The sequence below is a fragment of the Novosphingobium rhizosphaerae genome (assembly GCF_050920675.1).
GTDB classification, from domain to species: domain Bacteria; phylum Pseudomonadota; class Alphaproteobacteria; order Sphingomonadales; family Sphingomonadaceae; genus Novosphingobium; species Novosphingobium rhizosphaerae.
The window spans coordinates 435,595-452,803 of sequence record NZ_CP137861.1; the positions used below are offsets into that span (position 1 = coordinate 435,595).

Sequence of the window (17,209 nt, forward strand, 5' to 3'; positions counted from 1 at the left end):
ATGCTGATCGAAACGCCGGCCCTTCTTGCCGACCTTGCCGCCATCAATGCAGCCGTCAACGCCGACCCTGCGTTCACCAACGATACCACCCACTTCTACCTGGGTCGCAGCCTGATGGCTGACGATCGGACCGTGGCCTATGCCGAATTGCTGCCGCCCAGCCGGATCGATTGGACCGGCCAGGCCGTGGCGGAAAAGCGCCGTCGCCTGATCGCGGCCGGGCATGGGCCGGCCGGGTTGCTGATCGCGCTTGCGACGCTGCCCGACGGCACCACACACCCCGTTCTGACAGCGGACATCTCGGCCCCGCAGGCGCCTTATACGCTGCTGCTCGACAGCACGAGCGCCGCGCCCAAGGCGTGGTCGTCCGTCGCCAACCTGCAGTTCCGGGAATGCCCCGAGGACGACAGCTGGGGGCTGCTGTGCACGGCATCGGCCGCATGACCACGAGCCACGAGGACCTGCACCGCGATATGGGACGCATGGAGGGAAGGCTCGACGCCATGGAGGACAGCCTTGATCGGATGGCCACCGCGCTGGAAAGAATCGATGCTCGCCTGGCCAAGATCGAAGCGCGCGAAAGTGCCAGGCGCGGCGCCTTTGCCGCGCTGACCGCGCTGGCCGGCGGGCTGTCTGCCTTCATCGCCTGGGCGGTGAGCACCTTTTCGCGCTGAATCGAAAGCCACAACCATGATCGACATCACCAGGCTGCAAAAGCGGCTGCTGGCGGCTGGCCACGACATTGGCACGGCGGACGGCCAGATGGGTACCCGCACCATGGCCGCGCTGATGGCTGCGGTGGCAGGGCGCCCCATGGCCGCGCTGCGCCCACTGGCGGCGGCAGCCGCGATTCACATGCCAGCAGCCGGCCTGTTGGAGACGCCTGCCCGCCTCGCCCATTTCCTGGGCCAGGCCGCGCACGAAAGTGGCGGCTTTCGCAACCTGGTCGAAATCTGGGGCCCCACCCCGGCCCAGGCCGGATATGACGGTCGCACCGATCTGGGCAACGTGAAGCCGGGTGATGGCTTTGCCTATCGCGGGCGCGGCTTGTTCCAGATCACCGGGCGCGCCGTCTATCGCGCGATGGGCCAGGCGCTGCTGCTGCCCTTGGAAACCGAGCCCGGCCTTGCCGCCACGGCGGAAGGCGCCGTGCGGACCGCCATCGCCTTTTGGGCGGCGCGCCATCTCTCCGCCCTGGCCGATGCCGGCCAGGACGATGCCATCACCCACCGCATCAACGGCGGCACCAACGGCCTCGACAGCCGCCGCCGGCTGGTCGCCCGTGCAAAAGGATTGCTGCTGTGACCGAATCCGCCCCGCTCCAGATCGATGCCTCGCCGGTGCCCTATCAGCTGGTCAGCCTGGTGCGCCAGGCGCTGCCGCCGCTTGTTGCCTTCGCCGTCGGGCGCGGCTGGCTGGCCGATGACAGCGCCACGTTGCTGCTGGCCCTGGTGGCGATTGCCCTGCCCATCATCCAGGGGCAGCGCCACAGCCTGCAGCGCAGCCGGGCCCTGGCGCGGCTGGCGGCCATCGTGCCCAATGCCGTGGCGGTGGTGCGGTGATCCCCGCCCCTTGGCTGGCGCGCCTGGCGCGTCATGCCCTGCCCTGGATCGCGGCGCTGATCCTGGCGCTGGCGTGCCGGCACTACGCAGTGCTGGCTCACGCAAGGGCCGAGGCCCTGTTGCAACAGCAAGCCAGCTTCCGTGCCGCCCAGGCCCGGGCCGAAACCACCGCCCGCGCCGCCCTTGCCCAACAACAACGTCGCTTGCGGCAGTTGGCGCAGAACGAGGAAACCCGCCATGATCACGAACTGGAAACGGCCCGCGCTGCTGCTTTGCGCTATGGCGCCACTCATCGCGTGCAGCCCGCAAACAGTGCGCGTGCTGCCGGCCCGTCCCCTGCCCCCGCCACGGATCACGCTGCCAGCATTCGCACGCCAGTGCCCGCCGCTGGTGTCGTGGTATCCGACCAGGACGTGCAGGCCTGTAGCGAAGTGACGGCCTATGCCCTGGCCTTGCGCACTTGGGCCCTTGGCCTGGACACCGCCGTCACACCATCGGAAGAGGCCGAGCGCTGAGGTTACCAGTTGCCAGTGTTGGGCATGCTGGCCCAGGGTTCGGCTGGATCGAGACGGCCATTCTGCAGCAGTTCGATCGAGATGCCGTCGGGCGTCTTCACGAAGGCCATGTGGCCATCGCGCGGCGGCCGATTGATCGTGACGCCCGCATCAAGCAGCGTCTGGCACGTGGCGTAGATATCGTCCACGCGGAACGCCAGGTGGCCGAAATTGCGCCCACCGGTATAGGTTTCGGCGCTGCCGTCTTCGGCCGGCCAGTTATAGGTCAGTTCCACTTCATAGTCCTGCCCGGGCGCGGCCAGGTAGATCAGGGTGAAGCGGCCTTGTTCGCTGGAAAAGCGGCGCGTTTCCTCAACGCCCAGCAGCTTGAAAAAGGCAACCGTCGCGTCCGGATCGGTTACGCGGATCATGGTGTGCAGAAACTCGGTCATTGTCTGGCAGCTCCGTTCAAAACGATATGTCGGTTGCAGTCAGGCCAGGGCCGTCACGGCCGGTCGGCCTGGCCATTGAGCTGGGCGAAAAGATGGTCGAAATGCCCGTCCCGCTCGGCATTGCGGAAAGCCAGCGTATTCGGCACGCAGATTTCTGCCGGGGTCGGCACTTGGTCGAACAGCGCCATCACCTGGGCGATATAAGTATCGAGCGGCAAGTAGCCTTCGCGGGTTTCCTGCCCCGGCGTCAATCCGGTCTGCACCGCGGGCGGGGCCAATTCGATGACTTCCACCCGGCCCCCCAACTGCGCGCGCAGCGATTGGCTGTAGGAATGCATCGCCGCCTTGCTGGCGCTGTAAGTGGGCGCCGCGGCCAACGGCACGAAGGCGAGGCCCGAAGTGACATTGACGATCGCCGCATCGGCCTGTGCGGCCAGATGGTCGACCAGTGCATCGACCATGCGGATCGGGCCAAGCAGGTTGGTCACCACCGTCGCTTGCGCGTCGGCCAGGTCACGCGACCCGCTCAGGTCTTCAAAGCGCATGATGCCGGCATTGTTGACCAGCACGTTGAGCGCGGGAAAGCGGGTAACGACGTCGGCTGCAAAGCCCGCGATGGCTTCGGCATCGGTCACGTCCAGCGCCATGGCATAAAGACCTTCGCGCCCGGCCACGGTTTCTTCCAGGCTGGCCAGGGTGCGACCGGTGACGATCACGGTGTTGCCCGCCGGGTGCCAGGCTTGCGCCAGCGCGCGCCCGATGCCGCTGCCACCGCCGGTGACGAGAATGGTGTTGCCGCTGGTTTTCATGGGCCATGGTTCCTTTGACTGGTGGCCGCAACGTGGGGGTTGCAACGCGGCTGCGCAACGCCATGCGAAAAAGATCATGCGCGCAGATCTGTGGATCGGCTGCGTGCGGATTGATTGCCATCCCGCAGCGCGGCATAAAGCATCCCATGTTCAAGCAACTGATGCCGTCCCGCCCCACCCAGGAACGCTCGCTGGCCTGGCGGCTGGGCTGGTGGCTGGGCCGGGCCATCATCGTGTTCCTGGTTGGCAGTGTGCTGTGGGTGCTGGTCTACAAATGGGTGCCCGTGCCGATCACCGCCACGATGGTGATGGACGGAAATGGCATCACCAAGGACTGGACGCCGCTGACGCGGATCGACCGCAGCATGGTGGATGCGGCGATAGCAGGCGAGGATTCGCGCTTTTGCAGCCACCATGGCTTCGATCAGGCCGCAATGCTCCAGGCGTTCGAGCGAAACCAGCAGGGGGGCCGTATCCGAGGCGGCTCCACCATCAGCCAGCAGACCGCCAAGAACGTGTTCCTGTGGCAGGGCGGCGGCTATTTCCGCAAGGGCCTGGAAGCCTGGTTTACCGTGCTGATCGAGCAGATCTGGGGCAAGCGGCGGATCATGGAAGTCTATCTCAACGTCGCCGAAACCGGAATCGGCACGTACGGGGTCGAGGCCGGCGCGCAGCGTTATTACAACAAGGGCGCGCTGCATCTGTCACGGATCGAGGCGGCCCGCATTGCCGCCGCCTTTCCCCAACCCAAAGTGCGCGAGGTCACCGGCGCCAGTGGCTTCGTGCGCCGCCATGGCAATGCGATTGCCGCGCGTTCGGCCGTGGTGCGCGGGCAGTACGATACCTGCGTCTACCAATAACGTCCCACGCGAAAGGGCCGCTTCCCGTTTTGCGGGAAGCAGCCCCCTCCAGCGTGTAAGCCGAGCCGCCGGATAACGCATCGTGGCAGGCAGGGCTTGCCCCCTTCTTGCCGCATGATCACGCAATAAACCGCATCTACTATGCTGCAGCGCACAATGAACGATTTCCCGTATCGTTCCCGCATATGCGCAGCTTGCAGCAACATGGCGCAACAACACGCCCGATGGATAGTGCAGCGCAGCACGGCTGGTCGCACGATCGGCGCGTCCCGGCGCACAGCGCACTGCCCCCATGAAAAAACCCGCCGCCACCCTTGAAGGTGGCGGCGGGCCGTTCGGTTGCGATCTTGCCGCTGGGATCAGAAGCCGAAGCTGATCGAACCCATGATCGTGCGCGGCGGGCTGATCTGCGCATAGCTGATCGGCGAGGTCGAGGTGGACTGGCTGTTCAGCGTGCCACTGAAGCCACCCACATAGGTTTCGTCGAACACGTTGATCACGTTCAGCTGCAGGAACGTGCGGTTGTTGAAGATCGGGCTGACCTTGTCGAGGCTCAGCTTCGCATCCAGGTCAACCTGGGTATAGGCCGGGGCCTTGGCGGGGAAGATTTCCTGGCGCGGCGTGGTGCCACCCACGTTGACATAGAACGGCAGGTTCTGGTCGTTCACGTAACGCGGACCGGTGCGCTTGGCCTGCACGCCCAGCGACACCGGACCAACCGATCCATCGACGCGGCCACCGAAGGTATAGACCGGCGCGCCCGATTCACGCTTGCCGGCGGTCTGGTAGTAAGCGGTACCGGTCGCCGCGGTGCAGCCGTACATGTTGAGGAGCACGTTCTGCGACGAGCAGTCGCCCGCTTCCACGTTGTCGCGGATCTTGGAGTGCAGGTACGAACCATAGAGGTAGATCGCCAGGTCGCGCACCGGCGAATACGAGATCGAGCCGTCGATGCCGTACTTGTCCACGCGGCCAAGGTTCCGATAGATCGTGGTGTTCAGGTCACGATCGAACGAGGAAGCCAGGCGGTTCTGGTAGATCGTGTACCAGGCCGAAACCTGGGCCATGACCTTGCCCGAACGATAGCGCACACCCAGATCGAAGTTGTCGGTCGTTTCCGGGTTGGGCTTGGCGGCGTCATTGCCCATCGGGAAGTAGAACGAGTTGTAGAGGTTGTCGGTGCCCGGCACCTGCAGCCCCTTCGAATAGTTGGCAAAGATGCCGACATTCGAATTCACCGCAAAGGTCGCGCCCACGCTCGGCAGGGCCTTGCTGTAGGTGAAGATGCGCTGCTGCGGCGCGGCATAGCCGCTGGTGGGCAGCCCGGTCGTGGTGCTGACCACATAGGGGTTGGCCGCCGCAAAGGCTGCATTGGCCGCATCGCTGCCGAAGCAGGCATAGCCACCGGTACGGCTGGTAAAGCAATACTGGTTGAGGTTGCGCTTGAAGAACGGCACGCGCACGCCGGCATTGACGGTGAGGCCACCGAACTTGCCGCGGTATTCACCCGAAACCTGGTGCAGGATGGCGTAGGACAGGCGGTTGCGGCGCTGCATCACGTTTCCGTTCACATCGGTGATCGGATCGCTGACAGGGAAGTAGGTCCCGGCCGTGCCGTTGCTGTTGTACGTGCCGAATTCCGCGGTCTGGCGATGACGGCCGCGGTCGTACGAATAGGCCAGGCGGATCGTGTTGTCGGGGTTGATGTCATAGCGCAGCGAGGCGATCAGGCCGAGGCGGATGGTCTTGGTCTGGCTCGGCGCAATCAGGCGAACGGTGTCCAGCTTGTCGCCGTCGCCGTTGAGATCCTTGCCGAAGTAGTAGTTGGTGCCGTCATAGCCGGTCAGACCGCTCACACCGTTGATGGTGGTGGTCTTTTCGCTGGCCACATAACCCAGCGTACCGCCATTGGCGCTGGTCCACTGGATCGACGGATCGACCGTCAGCACCAGGCCATCGGCCAGAGTGAAGCGCGAGGAAATGCGGATGTTCGCGGTGTCGGACGGGTTGATGCGATAGTCGTAGTCCGAACCGCAGGCGCTGGCCGCGTCAGCCGCACCGGCCACCGGCGCCGCAATCGTGCAGCGGGCGGTCTGGTAAAAGCGATCGTCGCCCGAAACCGGATAACGGTTGCCCGAACCGGTGCCGACCACGCGGGTGCCGGTGTTTTCGATCCACATCGGCACCGAGCCGAATGCGTTGTTGCGGTTGCGGTTGTAGTGGCCGGCGATCGAGATGAAGTCGCCATTGCTGCCCAGCGGCTGGTACAGCTTGGCGTTGTACTGCTGCTTCTGGATCTTGCCGATGCCGCCATAGATCGTGTCGTTGCGCGAATTCGACGCGGTAGCATAGGCGCGCAGACCGCCTGCGGTGAGGTTGCCGGTGTCGATTTCGCCGAAAATGCGCATGTAGCCGTATTCACCGGCCGAACCGATCATGCGCGCGTGGAAATCCTCGGTGGGATTGCGCGAACGATAGTTGACCGTCGAACCCGAAGCGGCCGCCGTGGGCGAGTCGACGTCGGTGGTGCCCAGGTTGACGTTGACCTGGTCGATGACTTCGGGATCGAGCTGCTGGTTCGAATAGATCGAATAGCCGCCGGTGTCGTTCAGCGGGATACCGTCGAACGTCTGCGAGATGCGGGTGTTGTCAAAGCCACGGATATACAGCACGCCGCCCGACGAACCGAACGGGTCGTTGTTCTGGAAGCTCACACCCGGGACCAGGTTGATGATGTCGTTGATCGACTGGCCCGGCGCCTGGTGCGCAATGATGGTCTGGTCAAGAACCTGCTTGGCCTTGGGCGTGTCGGGCAATTGAACGCCGTTCACCGACTTGGTGGTGCGGCCGCTGACCACGATGGTCTGCTGTTCGAAATCGACCGAGCCGGTGGATTGGGCCAGGGCGGGCGTGCTGGCCAGAGCCATGCCCAGCGCCAGCAGCGAGCCGGCGGTAAGGTGCGAGCGATGCATTGGTGTCCCCGTTGCGTGTCAGGTCGCCGCACTGCGGCGACACGAGATGATCCGTCCCCCGCTGCCGCCAGGCGACCCGACGCTGGCAGGGGGCCGGCACAAGGCTTCCGCGCACCGGCAGCCTTCCCTGACCGGTTTCGTGTGACACGAAAATGACAAAATTTCTGCATTTCTTACTTGATGTTGAACGCCACGACCAAATGCTTCTGACAAGCGATGAATCGCTTACCGATCATTTCAGATGAAAGCATCCCTGCGTAACGATCGTGCGGCCTGTGGCGCCTTCGCAACAACAGCAAAGATTTTGCGCGCTTGCGAAACGTGCGCCCGGATTTGCGGTTGTTTGCAATGTTTTGCAACACAACAGGCGCAATCATTGCGGTTGGCTGCGAAGGGCGGTCCGTCAAGGCGCCGCGCGCCGGCTCAGCCCGCTGGCGGAGCTGCCGATTCGTCCTGCGTCACCAGCAGCCAGCGCTCGGCAGCTTCAAGGCCGATGGCGGTCAATCGCCCGGAAGCATAAGCGCCGGTATCGATGCCCACCCGCCAGGGCGATAGTTCCGGCTCGTCCACGATGGTGTGGCCGTGGACGACGGCAAAATCGCGTGCCGTTCGATCCGCGATGAATTCGCCACGAATCCACCGCATGTCGCTGGGCACCTGCTCATCGAGCGGCACGCCGGGGCGGATGCCGGCATGCACGAAGACATAGTCGCCGATGCGAATCTGGTCTTCCAGGCCGCGCAGGAATGCCAGATCTGCCGCCGGCACGAATTGCGGCATCGCAGCGCGCAATTCGTCCAGCGTCATCCGGGCATAATCGTCCGGGTCGATGGGATAGCTCAACAGCGTCTCGCGGCCGCCGTGGCGCAGGAAATGGCGTAGGGTTTCTTCGCGCTCGAATGCGCCCAGGAACATTTCTTCGTGATTGCCCGCCAGAATGCGCACGTTCCGGCGCTCCGCCCAGGCGCGCGCCGTGGCGATCACACCAGCACTGTCGGGACCGCGATCGATAAGATCGCCCAGCAGGATCACAGTGGTTGCAATCGGGGTTTGCAGCGCGGCTCGGGCATTGCGGGTGGCGTCGTCCGCCTCGATCAGCGCAATCATCTGCTCGAACAGATCAAGCCGGCCGTGGATATCGCCCACCGCATAGATGCGCTGACCCGGCGGAACCAGGGTTGGTGGGGCCGGCGGTTCTGCCCGCGGACCCGAAATTAGCGACTTGAGCAACTTGAGCATGCACCGGCCGTGACGAACTTCGCGGGACATATATGGCCCTCGCGCGGGCAGAGACAAGCGTCAGAAACACTATGATGCACAAAAGACACATTCCAGAACGAGAATGCCACGGCCCACGGATTGGTCTTGTGCAACGCAGCAGGCCCCGGCATCCAGACAAGCGCAAGTCGTCAACCAGCCCGCGCAAGAAAGAGGCCGGGGCGATTTGTGCAGGCGGGGCGACGCGTCAAAGACAAAACAAAGAGGTATTTCATGCGTACGTCCATCAAGTCGCGCGTGGCCAAGGCTGCCACGGCGCTCAGCCTTGTCGTCGCTGCTGGCTATGCTGTGCCCGCGATGGCCGACGAGACCGCGCCCCCAAGCGATTTCAAGGTGACCGGTTCGGCAGGCGTAATCAGCCAGTACCGGTTCCGCGGCATTTCTCAGTCGAACAACCTGCCCGCCGTCCAGGGCGCGCTCACTCTTTCGCACAGCTCGGGCTTCTATGTCTCGACCTGGGGTTCGAGCGCCTCGGCCAGCCCGGCCGTGAACATTGGCGGCACCGAAATCGACGTCTACGGCGGTTTTACCCACGCCATCGCCACCACCGGCGTGACATTCGACGTGGGTCTCTACGGCTACCTCTATCCGGGCGCGCCGGGCCTCAACTATTATGAAGTCTATGGCTCGCTGTCCAAGGCGGTCGGTCCGGTCAACGCCAAGGCCGGCATCAACTTCGCGCCCAAGCAGAAGAACCTGGACGTCTACACCACCCACACCAACGCCTATATTTATGGCGAACTGTCGGGTGCCATTCCCAACACGCCGTTCACGATCCACACCCACCTGGGCCACACCGGCGGCGCGTTCGACTATACCAAGCAGTATCTCGACTACACCGCCGGCGTCAGCACCACGTGGAAGAACCTGACGCTGGATTTCTCGGTGGTCGGCACCAACGTCAGCCGCAACGATTCGGCCGCCAATCCCTTTGCTGGCGTCGAACCGTTCCAGATGTACCGCGCCGCCAAGACGGTGGGCGTGGTCTCGCTGATGGCGACGTTCTGATCGCCTAACGACGTTCGCCCAAGGGCAACAGGGGAAAGCCCGCACCGGTTCGCCGGTGCGGGCTTTTGCCATTCAGGGCAGCGCCGTTTTGCGGGGCGGCGCTGCCCGGTGGGCCGATCAGTGACCGGATGCCACGGGTGCCGGGCCGGCCGGGCCGGTGGGCAACTGGCGCACGCCGCCACCCAGCGCGGTGAACAGGCCCACCGTGTCGGCCAGGCGCGCCGCCCGCGCCGCCACGAACTGCGCACGCGCGGTTTGCGCCGTGGCGCTGGCGTTGAGCACCTGCAAAGTGCCCACCGCGCCCAGTTCCAGCTGGCGCTTGACCATGATCAGGCTGCTGGCGGCGGCATCGTCCCCGCGCTGCGCCACATCGAGGGCGGCGGTATCGTTGGCCAGGGCCGACAAAGCATTGCTGACATCGGCAAAGGCCTGAAGGGCCGTGCCCTTGTATCCCGCCTTGGCCGCATCGAGCGCGTCGCGTGCCGCCTGTTCCTGCCGCTTGAGCGTGCCGCCGTGGAAGATCGGCGCCGTGATCCCGCCCAGCAATTGCCAGAACGGATTGCCATCCACGAACATCCGGCCGAAATCCTCGGCCGTGCCGCCGGCCGTGGCCGACAGGTTGATCTGCGGCAGCCGCGCGGCCATGGCCACTTTCACATCGGCCGCGGCGCCTTCCAGCGCGGCCGCGGACGCCGCCACATCAGGACGCACCACCAGCAGGTCGGCAGGCAGCACCAGCGGCACGTCGGCGGGAACGGCCAGTTCGTCCAGCGTCGGCAATGGCGCGGATTTGACGCCCGGTGCGGTTTCCAGTGGCGCGCCCGGCGCCTCGCCCAGCAAAACAGACAGCGCCGCCAGGTTCGCCGCGTGCTGTTGCTTGAGCGGGGGCAACGCGCCTTCGACCGCGGCCACGGCTGCGGCCTGCGCGGTCACGTCTGCCCGGCCGGCGGCGCCCACTTTCTCGCGTTGCCGCAACAGCCCAAGCACTTGCTGGTTGCTGTCGATCGCCTCGCGCGTGGCCTCGATCTCGGCCGTCAGCGCGGCGTGGCGAATCACTTCCAGCACCACGTTGGCCGCCACCATGTTGCGCACGCCATCGGCCTGCGCCTGGGCCTGCGCGGCGGCCGCACGGGCAGAGCGCAGCCGTGCCGCCCCGCCGCCGAACAGATCGGGGGCATAGCTCACGCTCACCTGGGCGGTATGCAGCGAAAAGACCTGCGGGTTGGGATCAGCCAGCGGGGTGGATAGCGTTGCCGAAAGGCGCTGCCGTTCGCTGGTCAGCCCGGCGTCGACCTGCGGCAGCAAGCCACCGCGCGCCGCCCCAGCCAGGGCCTGCGCCTGGGCCATGCGGGCGCGGGCCGCAGCAAGATCGGTATTGGCGGCCAGCGCCCGCGCCACGAGTGCGTTGAGCGCCGGGCTGCCAAAGGCTTCCCACCACTGGGCCGAAACGGCCATGCCGGCATGCACTTGCTGGGCGCCGGCATTGCCCTGTTGCATCGGCTGGTCCAGCACTTTGGCCGGGGCGTAGCCGGTTGGCGTTGGCGGCAGCGGCACGTCCACGCTGGCCGTCGCAGGCGGTGCCTTGGCACTGGCAAGCGGCACCGCCACGATCTGGGCGGCAGCCAGGGTAGCCAGGGCCGTCCCCAGCACCGGGCCCAAGCGCGAGCCACGCAGGGTTTGGGCGATCATGCCGGTTCTCCATCTTGAGTCGTTTCGGGCAGGGCTTGATCGGCGCCGGCGCGCTTGCGCGGCCCGGCCACGCGGCTCGAAAAGCGGTTGATCAGCAGCGGCAGCACCAAGAGGATCAGCACCGGGGCCAGCGTCATGCCGCCCACCACCACCAGGGCCAGCGGCTTTTGCACCTGGCTGCCGATGCCGGTGGCAACGGCGGCCGGGGCAAGCCCGATGGCCGCCACCAGGCAGGTCATCAGCACGGGGCGCAGCGAGTTGGTGGTGGCGTGGCGCAGTGCGGCCAGCCGCTCCATGCCTTCATCCATCGCCTGGTTGAAGCTGGTCACCAGCAGGATGCCGTCCATCACCGCAATCCCGAACAGCGCGACAAAGCCGATCGCCGCCGAGATCGAAAAGGCCGTGCCCGTCAGCATCAGGCCCAACACCCCGCCGACCACCGCCATCGGGATCACCGAGAAGGCCAGCAGCGTATCGCGCAGCGAGCGGAAGTTGGCGTAGAGCAGGCCCAGCATCAGCAAGAGGCTGATCGGCACCACGATTTCCAGTCGCGCCACGGCGTTCTTGAGGTTGCTCATCTCGCCCGCCCATTCCAGGCTATAGCCTGGCGGCAGCGGCACGTTCTTGGCAATCCGCGCCTGCGCCTCTTCCACCGCGCTGCCCAGGTCGCGATCGCGCACCGAGAACTTGATGGGAATGTAGCGCTCCTGGTGCTCGCGATAGATGAAGCTTGCCCCGGTGGTCAGGCGGATGTCCGCCAGTTCCGACAGCGGCACCGAAATCGCCGTGCCGTCGGGCGCCGTCGCCCCCACGGTGATCCGCTTGACCGCTTCAAGGCTGTCGCGCTGGTCGGCCTGGAGGCGCACCATGATCGGGAAGTGGCGGTCGGTGTGCGGTTCATAAAGATCGCCCGGCGAGGTACCGCCGATCGCGGCCTGCACCGTCTGGTTCACGTCGTCCACGCTCAGGCCATAGCGCGCGGCCTTTTCGCGATCGACGTCGATCCGCACGGTCGGCTGGCCCAGCGACTGGAAGATGCCCAGGTCGGTGATGCCGCGCACTTGCGCCATCTGGTCGCGAATCTGGCCGGCAATGCGCTCCAGCGTGGCGAGGTCAGGCCCGAACAGCTTGACCGAGTTGGCGCCCTTCACGCCCGATGCGGCTTCCTCCACGTTGTCCTCGATGATCTGCGAGAACGAGAAGTCCACCCCCGGATAGCGCGCCTTGAGCTTGGCCGAGAGATCGGCCACCAGCTTTTCCTTGTTCATCCCGCTCGGCCATTGGTCGAAGGGCTTCAAGGGCACGAAGTATTCCACGTTGAAGAAGCCGGTGGCATCGGTGCCATCGTCCGGGCGGCCATGGGCGGAAAGCACCGCGGTCACTTCGGGATACTGCATGATGTCGCGCCGGATCGCGCGCGCCACCGGCTCGCCCGCATCGAGCGAGATCGCCGCGGGCAGCGAGGCGCGGATATACATGTTGCCTTCTTCAAGCTGGGGCAGGAATTCCACCCCCAGCGAACGCACGCCCACGAACGCGCCGATCACCATCAGTGCGCCCGCGCCGATTGCCAGCACCTGGTTGCGGAAACAAAAGGCTGCGGCCGGCTCGTAGACCCGACGGATGCGCGAAACCAGCCAGGTTTCGGCCTCGTCCAGCTTGTCGGGCAGCATCATCGCCGAAAGCACCGGCGCCACGGTGAACGTGGCGACAAGGCCGCCGATGATGGCATAGGCATAAGTCTTGGCCATCGGGCCAAAGATGTGCCCTTCCACGCCCGTCAGCGTGAACAGCGGCAGGAAGCTGGTGATGATGATCGCGGCGGCAAAGAAGATGCCCCGGCTCACTTCGCTGCTGGCGGCCAGCACCGCGCCGATGCGGCTGGCAAAGCTGTAGCGCCCGCCTTCATGGGTTTCCACATGGTGCGATCGCTCGGCCATGTGCCTGAATATGTTTTCCACCATGATCACGGTGGCATCCACCACAAGCCCGAAATCGAGCGCGCCCACGGATAGCAGGTTGGCGCTTTCCCCCTGCACCGTCAGAATCAGCACGGCAAAGGCCAAGGCAAAGGGAATGGTCGCCGCCACGATCAGGGCGCTGCGCAAGTTGCCCAGGAACGCCCATTGCAAGAGGAAGATCAGCAGCACGCCCGCCACCAGATTTTCCATCACGGTGTGCGTGGTCACGCCGATCAGGTCGGAGCGGTCGTAGATACGTTCCAGGCGCACGCCCGGGGGCAGCACGCCAGTGGTGTTGATCTTCTCGATCTCTGCCTTGACCGCCTCGATCGTGGGCATCGACTGCGCCCCACGGCGCATCAGCACGATGCCCTGGACGATGTCATCGTCCTTGTTGAGCCCGGCGATGCCGTTGCGCGGCATGTTGCCGATCTTCACCGTGGCCACGTCGCGCACCAGCACCGGGGCATTGCCGTCGCGGCCGACCGGGGTGTCTTCCAGCGCATCGACCGACTGGATCAGGCCGATCCCGCGCACGATCGCGCTCTGCGCGCCAAAGTTGATGGTCTGCCCGCCGACGTTGGCATTGGCCTTGCCCAGCGCGGCGATCACTTGCGCCACCGTCAGGTGGTGGGCCTGAAGCCGGTCGTTATCGACAACCACGTCATAGGTGCGCAGCTTGCCGCCCCAGCCGGTCACGTCCACCACGCCCGGAATCGCGCGGAAGCGGCGTTGCAGAACCCAGTCCTGCAAGGTCTTGAGGTCTTCGACCGAATAGCCCTTGGGCGCAGCGATGCGATAGCGATAGATTTCGCCCACCGGGCTCGTCGGCGAAATCGTCGGCACAGCGCCGCCCGGCAATTGCGGCAGCTGGGCCAGGCGGTTGATCACCTGCTGCTGGGCCTGGTCATAATTGAAATCGTAGGTGAACTGGATCTTCACGTCCGAAAGGCCGAACAGCGAGATCGCGCGGATTGCCGTCATGTGCGGCAGGCCCGACATCTGCACCTCGATCGGGATCGTGATGTTGCGCTCCATCTCCTCGGCCGAAAGGCCCGAAGACTGCGTCACGATCTCCACCATCGGCGGCACCGGATCGGGATAGGCCTCGATGTTGAGGTTGTAGAAGGCGATACCGCCCGCCACCAACATCAACACGAAGAAAGCCACGATGGTCAGGCGCTGCCCCAGCGCATAGCGTACCAGCTTGACCATCAGTCGAGCCCCGCTTCGTTCACGAAGATGGCGCCCTGCGTCACCACCTTTTCACCCGGATTGAGGCCCGAAACGATGGTCACGCGGCCATCGTGGCTTTCGCCGGTCACCACGTCGCGCGCCACGACACGGCCGCGGCCCAGCCACACCCACACGCGGGCGCTGTCCCCTTCGTGGATCACCGCTTCGGTCGGCAGGCTCAGCAGGTGCGGCGTCGCCGGTGCCGGGTTCACGTCCTTTTCGGGCGTCTCGATGGTGAAGTTGGCAAACATCTGCGGCTTCAAGGCGCCATCGGGATTGGAGATCGTGGCGCGCACGGCCAGGCGGTGCGACACCGGATCGATCTGCGCACCGATGTTGTTGATCGTGGCGTCAAACGTGCGGCCGGGGAAAGCCGTGGCCGTTACCACCACCTTGTCGCCCAGGTGCACCCGCGCGGCATCGCTTTCGGCCACTTGCGCCACCAGCCACACGCGCGAAAGATCGGCGATCAGGAAGGCCGGCTGGCTGCTGCCGGCGGCACTGGCGCCGCCCGCCACATACTGCCCCTGGCTGATCGAGCGCGTCACCACCACGCCGCCGATCGGCGCGCGCAGCACGGCATCACTGCCCCCGCCATTCCCGGCGCCGAACACGCCCAGCTTGGCGCGCGCGGCGGTGACGGCGGCATCGGCAATGCCCTGCTGCGATTGCGCCGCCACCAGGTCGCTGCGCGCCTGTTGCAGGTCCTTCAGCGCGCCACCGGCGGTGCGATAGATTTCCTCGGCCCGCTGCGCGTTTTCGGTGGCCACGCGCACTTGGGCGGCGGCGGCGGTGCGCTGCGCCAAGGCCGCGGCCAGGGCATTGCGCGCATCGGCAATGTCGGTGGTGTGCACCGAAAGCAGCGCGCTGCCGGCCTGGACGCGATCGCCGTTCTGCACGAAGACCTGCTGCACTTGGCCCGAATAGGGCAGGAACACCGGGGTGGAGCGGGTTTCATCCACCGTGATCTGGCCGCTGGCGCCGGTGCGGGCAAAGCCATCGTCGGCCCCCACGGTTTCGATCTTGAGGCTGGCCACCTGGCTGTCGGTCAATTGCACTTGCCCCGCAGGCAGGGCAGCGGCAACCGGCTCGGGCTGGTGCAACCAGGCGCGAACGGCAGTCGCCCCGGTCGCCACCAAAGCCACCGCGGCAACGGACAAGGCAAGCACCCGGATCTGCCGGGCACGGGACATTTGCGGCACAGCGTGTTCAAAATTCATGGCGCGCAGTCTTCTCTTCGGTCCAAAAGATGGCAGCCCGTCTGTGAACCGTTGCAGGTGCACGCCAGGCCGATGCTGCCCCTCTGGCCCACCGCGCCTGTCCGCGCCCCTAGCGGCCGCGTTAAATTACCGTAATGCAGCGCAGAGCCGACCGGTGCGATGGGCCTGGCCAATGTACTGCCGCGACCATGGCAAACATCGCCTCACCACACCCTTGCGCAAAGTTGCGTGCCGCCCTTGGCCCGCCTGCATGGCTCCGGCATGGCTTAGGCCAATCCAAGGGGTGCATTTGCCCCGTTTCCCGCCTAGGGTTCGCGGCTGACCGTCACACCTGAAACAAAACGAGCGGAGCATCCCTTGGCCCGGCGCCTTACGCTTTACATTCTCATCGCCATGATCCTGGGCATCGCCACGGGCTATGCGCTCAACCAGACGCTACCCGCCGACAGCGCCACGCTGGCCACCACGGCAGAAACGCTCAAGTTGCTGCCCGATGTGTTCCTGCGCCTGATCAAGATGATCATCGCGCCGTTGATCCTGGCCACGCTGGTTTCGGGCATTGCCGGGATGGGTGATAGCACTGCGCTTGGCCGCATCGGCGGGCGCGCGCTCGGCTGGTTCATCACCGCCAGCCTGATTTCGATCAGCCTTGGCCTCCTGCTGGTCAACCTGTTCGAACCGGGCAAGGGCCTGCAATTTGCGGCCAATGCCAAAGTGGGCGATCTCGCCACGGCCGATTTCACCGTGCACCACTTCGTGCTGCAGATCGTGCCGACCAGCCTGCTCGATGCCATGGCGCAGAACAACGTGCTGCAGATCCTGGTCTTTTCGCTGTTTGCCGGCCTCGCGCTATCGGCCATCGGCGAAAAGGGTGCGCCGCTCCTCCGCGCGAGCGAGGCCTTGGCCAGTCTCATGCTGACGATGACCGACTATGTGATGAAGGCCGCCCCGCTTGCCGTGTTCGGCGCGCTTGCGGCGGTGGTTGCCACCAAGGGCCTGGGCATCATCGTCACTTATGGCGTGTTCGTGTCGGAATTCTATTTCGCGCTGCTGGTGCTGTGGGGCCTGCTGCTGGGGCTGGGCGGAATTTTCCTGGGGCGGCGTATCCTTCTGCTGGCGCGCTATATCCGCGAACCCGTGCTGCTGGCCTTTTCCACCGCCAGTTCGGAAAGCGCGCTGCCGCGCCTGTTCGAACAGCTCGACCGCTTCGGCGTGCCGCGCCGTATTTCGGGCTTCGTCCTGCCGCTGGGCTATTCGTTCAATCTCGATGGCTCGATGATGTACACCAGCTTTGCCACGATGTTCATCGCGCAGGCGTACAACATCCCGCTGTCCTGGCAGCAGCAGATCGCCATGCTGCTCACGCTGATGGTCACGTCCAAGGGAATCGCCGGCGTGCCGCGCGCCAGCCTGGTGGTGATTGCCGCCACGCTCACCCAGTTCGGCCTGCCGGTGGAAGGGATCGCCCTGCTGCTCGGCGTCGACACGTTCCTCGACATGGGCCGCACCGCCACCAACGTGGTCGGCAATGCTGTGGCCACGGCGGTCATCACCCGCTGGGAAGGCATGCTGCAAGTGCCGCTCGATCCCGATGCCCCCGCTCCGGTGCCGCCGCACGACACGGCCGAGCACGGGCGGCGCGGGCTGCACCTCGACGAGGGGCAATAA

15 protein-coding genes are annotated in these 17,209 nt (G+C 65.4%); 8 read left to right on the forward strand and 7 right to left on the reverse strand.

Annotation, left to right across the window (positions count from 1 at the left end):
* Genes R9J51_RS02095 through R9J51_RS02115 form a run of 5 tightly spaced genes read left to right on the forward strand, consistent with a single transcriptional unit; the run spans position 1 to position 2,077 of the window.
* Positions 1–444 (forward strand): transglutaminase-like cysteine peptidase, encoded by a 444-nt coding sequence (locus R9J51_RS02095; RefSeq protein WP_169476797.1) that lies wholly within the window; start codon positions 1–3, stop codon positions 442–444.
* Positions 441–674, forward strand: a complete 234-nt coding sequence (locus R9J51_RS02100; RefSeq protein ID WP_168556186.1) for a hypothetical protein — start codon at positions 441–443, stop codon at positions 672–674. Before R9J51_RS02095 ends, R9J51_RS02100 begins: the two co-directional genes overlap by 4 nt.
* A 16-nt stretch (positions 675–690) precedes the next feature.
* The gene (locus R9J51_RS02105) at positions 691–1,305 is read left to right on the forward strand and encodes a glycoside hydrolase family 19 protein (RefSeq protein ID WP_218843527.1); all 615 of its coding nucleotides are present in this window, start codon (positions 691–693) and stop codon (positions 1,303–1,305) included.
* The gene (locus R9J51_RS02110; protein WP_179505737.1) at positions 1,302–1,562 is read left to right on the forward strand and encodes a Pam3-gp28 family putative phage holin; all 261 of its coding nucleotides are present in this window, start codon (positions 1,302–1,304) and stop codon (positions 1,560–1,562) included. The genes R9J51_RS02105 and R9J51_RS02110 overlap by 4 nt, the downstream gene beginning before the upstream one ends.
* The gene (locus R9J51_RS02115) at positions 1,559–2,077 is read left to right on the forward strand and encodes a hypothetical protein (RefSeq protein WP_179505738.1); all 519 of its coding nucleotides are present in this window, start codon (positions 1,559–1,561) and stop codon (positions 2,075–2,077) included. Before R9J51_RS02110 ends, R9J51_RS02115 begins: the two co-directional genes overlap by 4 nt.
* A gap of 2 nt (positions 2,078–2,079) precedes the next feature.
* Here the strand turns inward: R9J51_RS02115 and R9J51_RS02120 are convergent, their stop codons facing one another.
* Positions 2,080–2,508 carry a VOC family protein gene (locus R9J51_RS02120; RefSeq protein WP_179505739.1) on the reverse strand — a complete coding sequence of 143 codons (429 nt, stop codon included), beginning with the start codon at positions 2,506–2,508 and terminating at the stop codon, positions 2,080–2,082.
* A gap of 53 nt (positions 2,509–2,561) precedes the next feature.
* Positions 2,562–3,317: an SDR family oxidoreductase gene (locus R9J51_RS02125; RefSeq protein ID WP_179505740.1), complete on the reverse strand. Its 756-nt coding sequence runs from the start codon at positions 3,315–3,317 to the stop codon at positions 2,562–2,564.
* A 146-nt stretch (positions 3,318–3,463) separates the two neighbouring features.
* On the opposite strand from R9J51_RS02125, the gene mtgA reads away from it, so the two are divergent.
* Positions 3,464–4,177 (forward strand): monofunctional biosynthetic peptidoglycan transglycosylase, encoded by a 714-nt coding sequence (gene mtgA, locus R9J51_RS02130; RefSeq protein WP_168556181.1) that lies wholly within the window; start codon positions 3,464–3,466, stop codon positions 4,175–4,177.
* Between the two features lie 359 nt (positions 4,178–4,536).
* Here the strand turns inward: mtgA and R9J51_RS02135 are convergent, their stop codons facing one another.
* Together R9J51_RS02135 and R9J51_RS02140 are read right to left on the reverse strand one after the other, a co-directional pair.
* Positions 4,537–7,149 (reverse strand): TonB-dependent receptor, encoded by a 2,613-nt coding sequence (locus R9J51_RS02135; protein ID WP_168556180.1) that lies wholly within the window; start codon positions 7,147–7,149, stop codon positions 4,537–4,539.
* A gap of 423 nt (positions 7,150–7,572) precedes the next feature.
* Complete coding sequence (locus R9J51_RS02140) at positions 7,573–8,388, reverse strand: metallophosphoesterase family protein (protein WP_179505741.1); 816 nt, start codon at positions 8,386–8,388, stop codon at positions 7,573–7,575.
* Between the two features lie 252 nt (positions 8,389–8,640).
* Between R9J51_RS02140 and R9J51_RS02145 the strand changes: the two genes are divergently transcribed.
* The gene (locus tag R9J51_RS02145) at positions 8,641–9,435 is read left to right on the forward strand and encodes a TorF family putative porin (RefSeq protein WP_168556178.1); all 795 of its coding nucleotides are present in this window, start codon (positions 8,641–8,643) and stop codon (positions 9,433–9,435) included.
* Positions 9,436–9,552: 117 nt separating this feature from the next.
* Here the strand turns inward: R9J51_RS02145 and R9J51_RS02150 are convergent, their stop codons facing one another.
* From R9J51_RS02150 to R9J51_RS02160, 3 genes are read right to left on the reverse strand one after another with little or no spacing between them, the layout of a single operon-like run.
* Entirely contained in the window at positions 9,553–11,124 is a 1,572-nt protein-coding gene (locus R9J51_RS02150; protein ID WP_169476803.1) for an efflux transporter outer membrane subunit, read from the reverse strand.
* Complete coding sequence (locus tag R9J51_RS02155) at positions 11,121–14,300, reverse strand: CusA/CzcA family heavy metal efflux RND transporter (protein ID WP_179505742.1); 3,180 nt, start codon at positions 14,298–14,300, stop codon at positions 11,121–11,123. The genes R9J51_RS02150 and R9J51_RS02155 overlap by 4 nt, the downstream gene beginning before the upstream one ends.
* Positions 14,300–15,541 carry an efflux RND transporter periplasmic adaptor subunit gene (locus R9J51_RS02160; protein ID WP_179505743.1) on the reverse strand — a complete coding sequence of 414 codons (1,242 nt, stop codon included), beginning with the start codon at positions 15,539–15,541 and terminating at the stop codon, positions 14,300–14,302. Before R9J51_RS02160 ends, R9J51_RS02155 begins: the two co-directional genes overlap by 1 nt.
* Before the next feature lie 357 nt (positions 15,542–15,898).
* Here R9J51_RS02160 and R9J51_RS02165 point away from each other — a divergent pair, with 357 nt between their 5' ends.
* Entirely contained in the window at positions 15,899–17,209 is a 1,311-nt protein-coding gene (locus tag R9J51_RS02165) for a dicarboxylate/amino acid:cation symporter (RefSeq protein WP_169476805.1), read from the forward strand.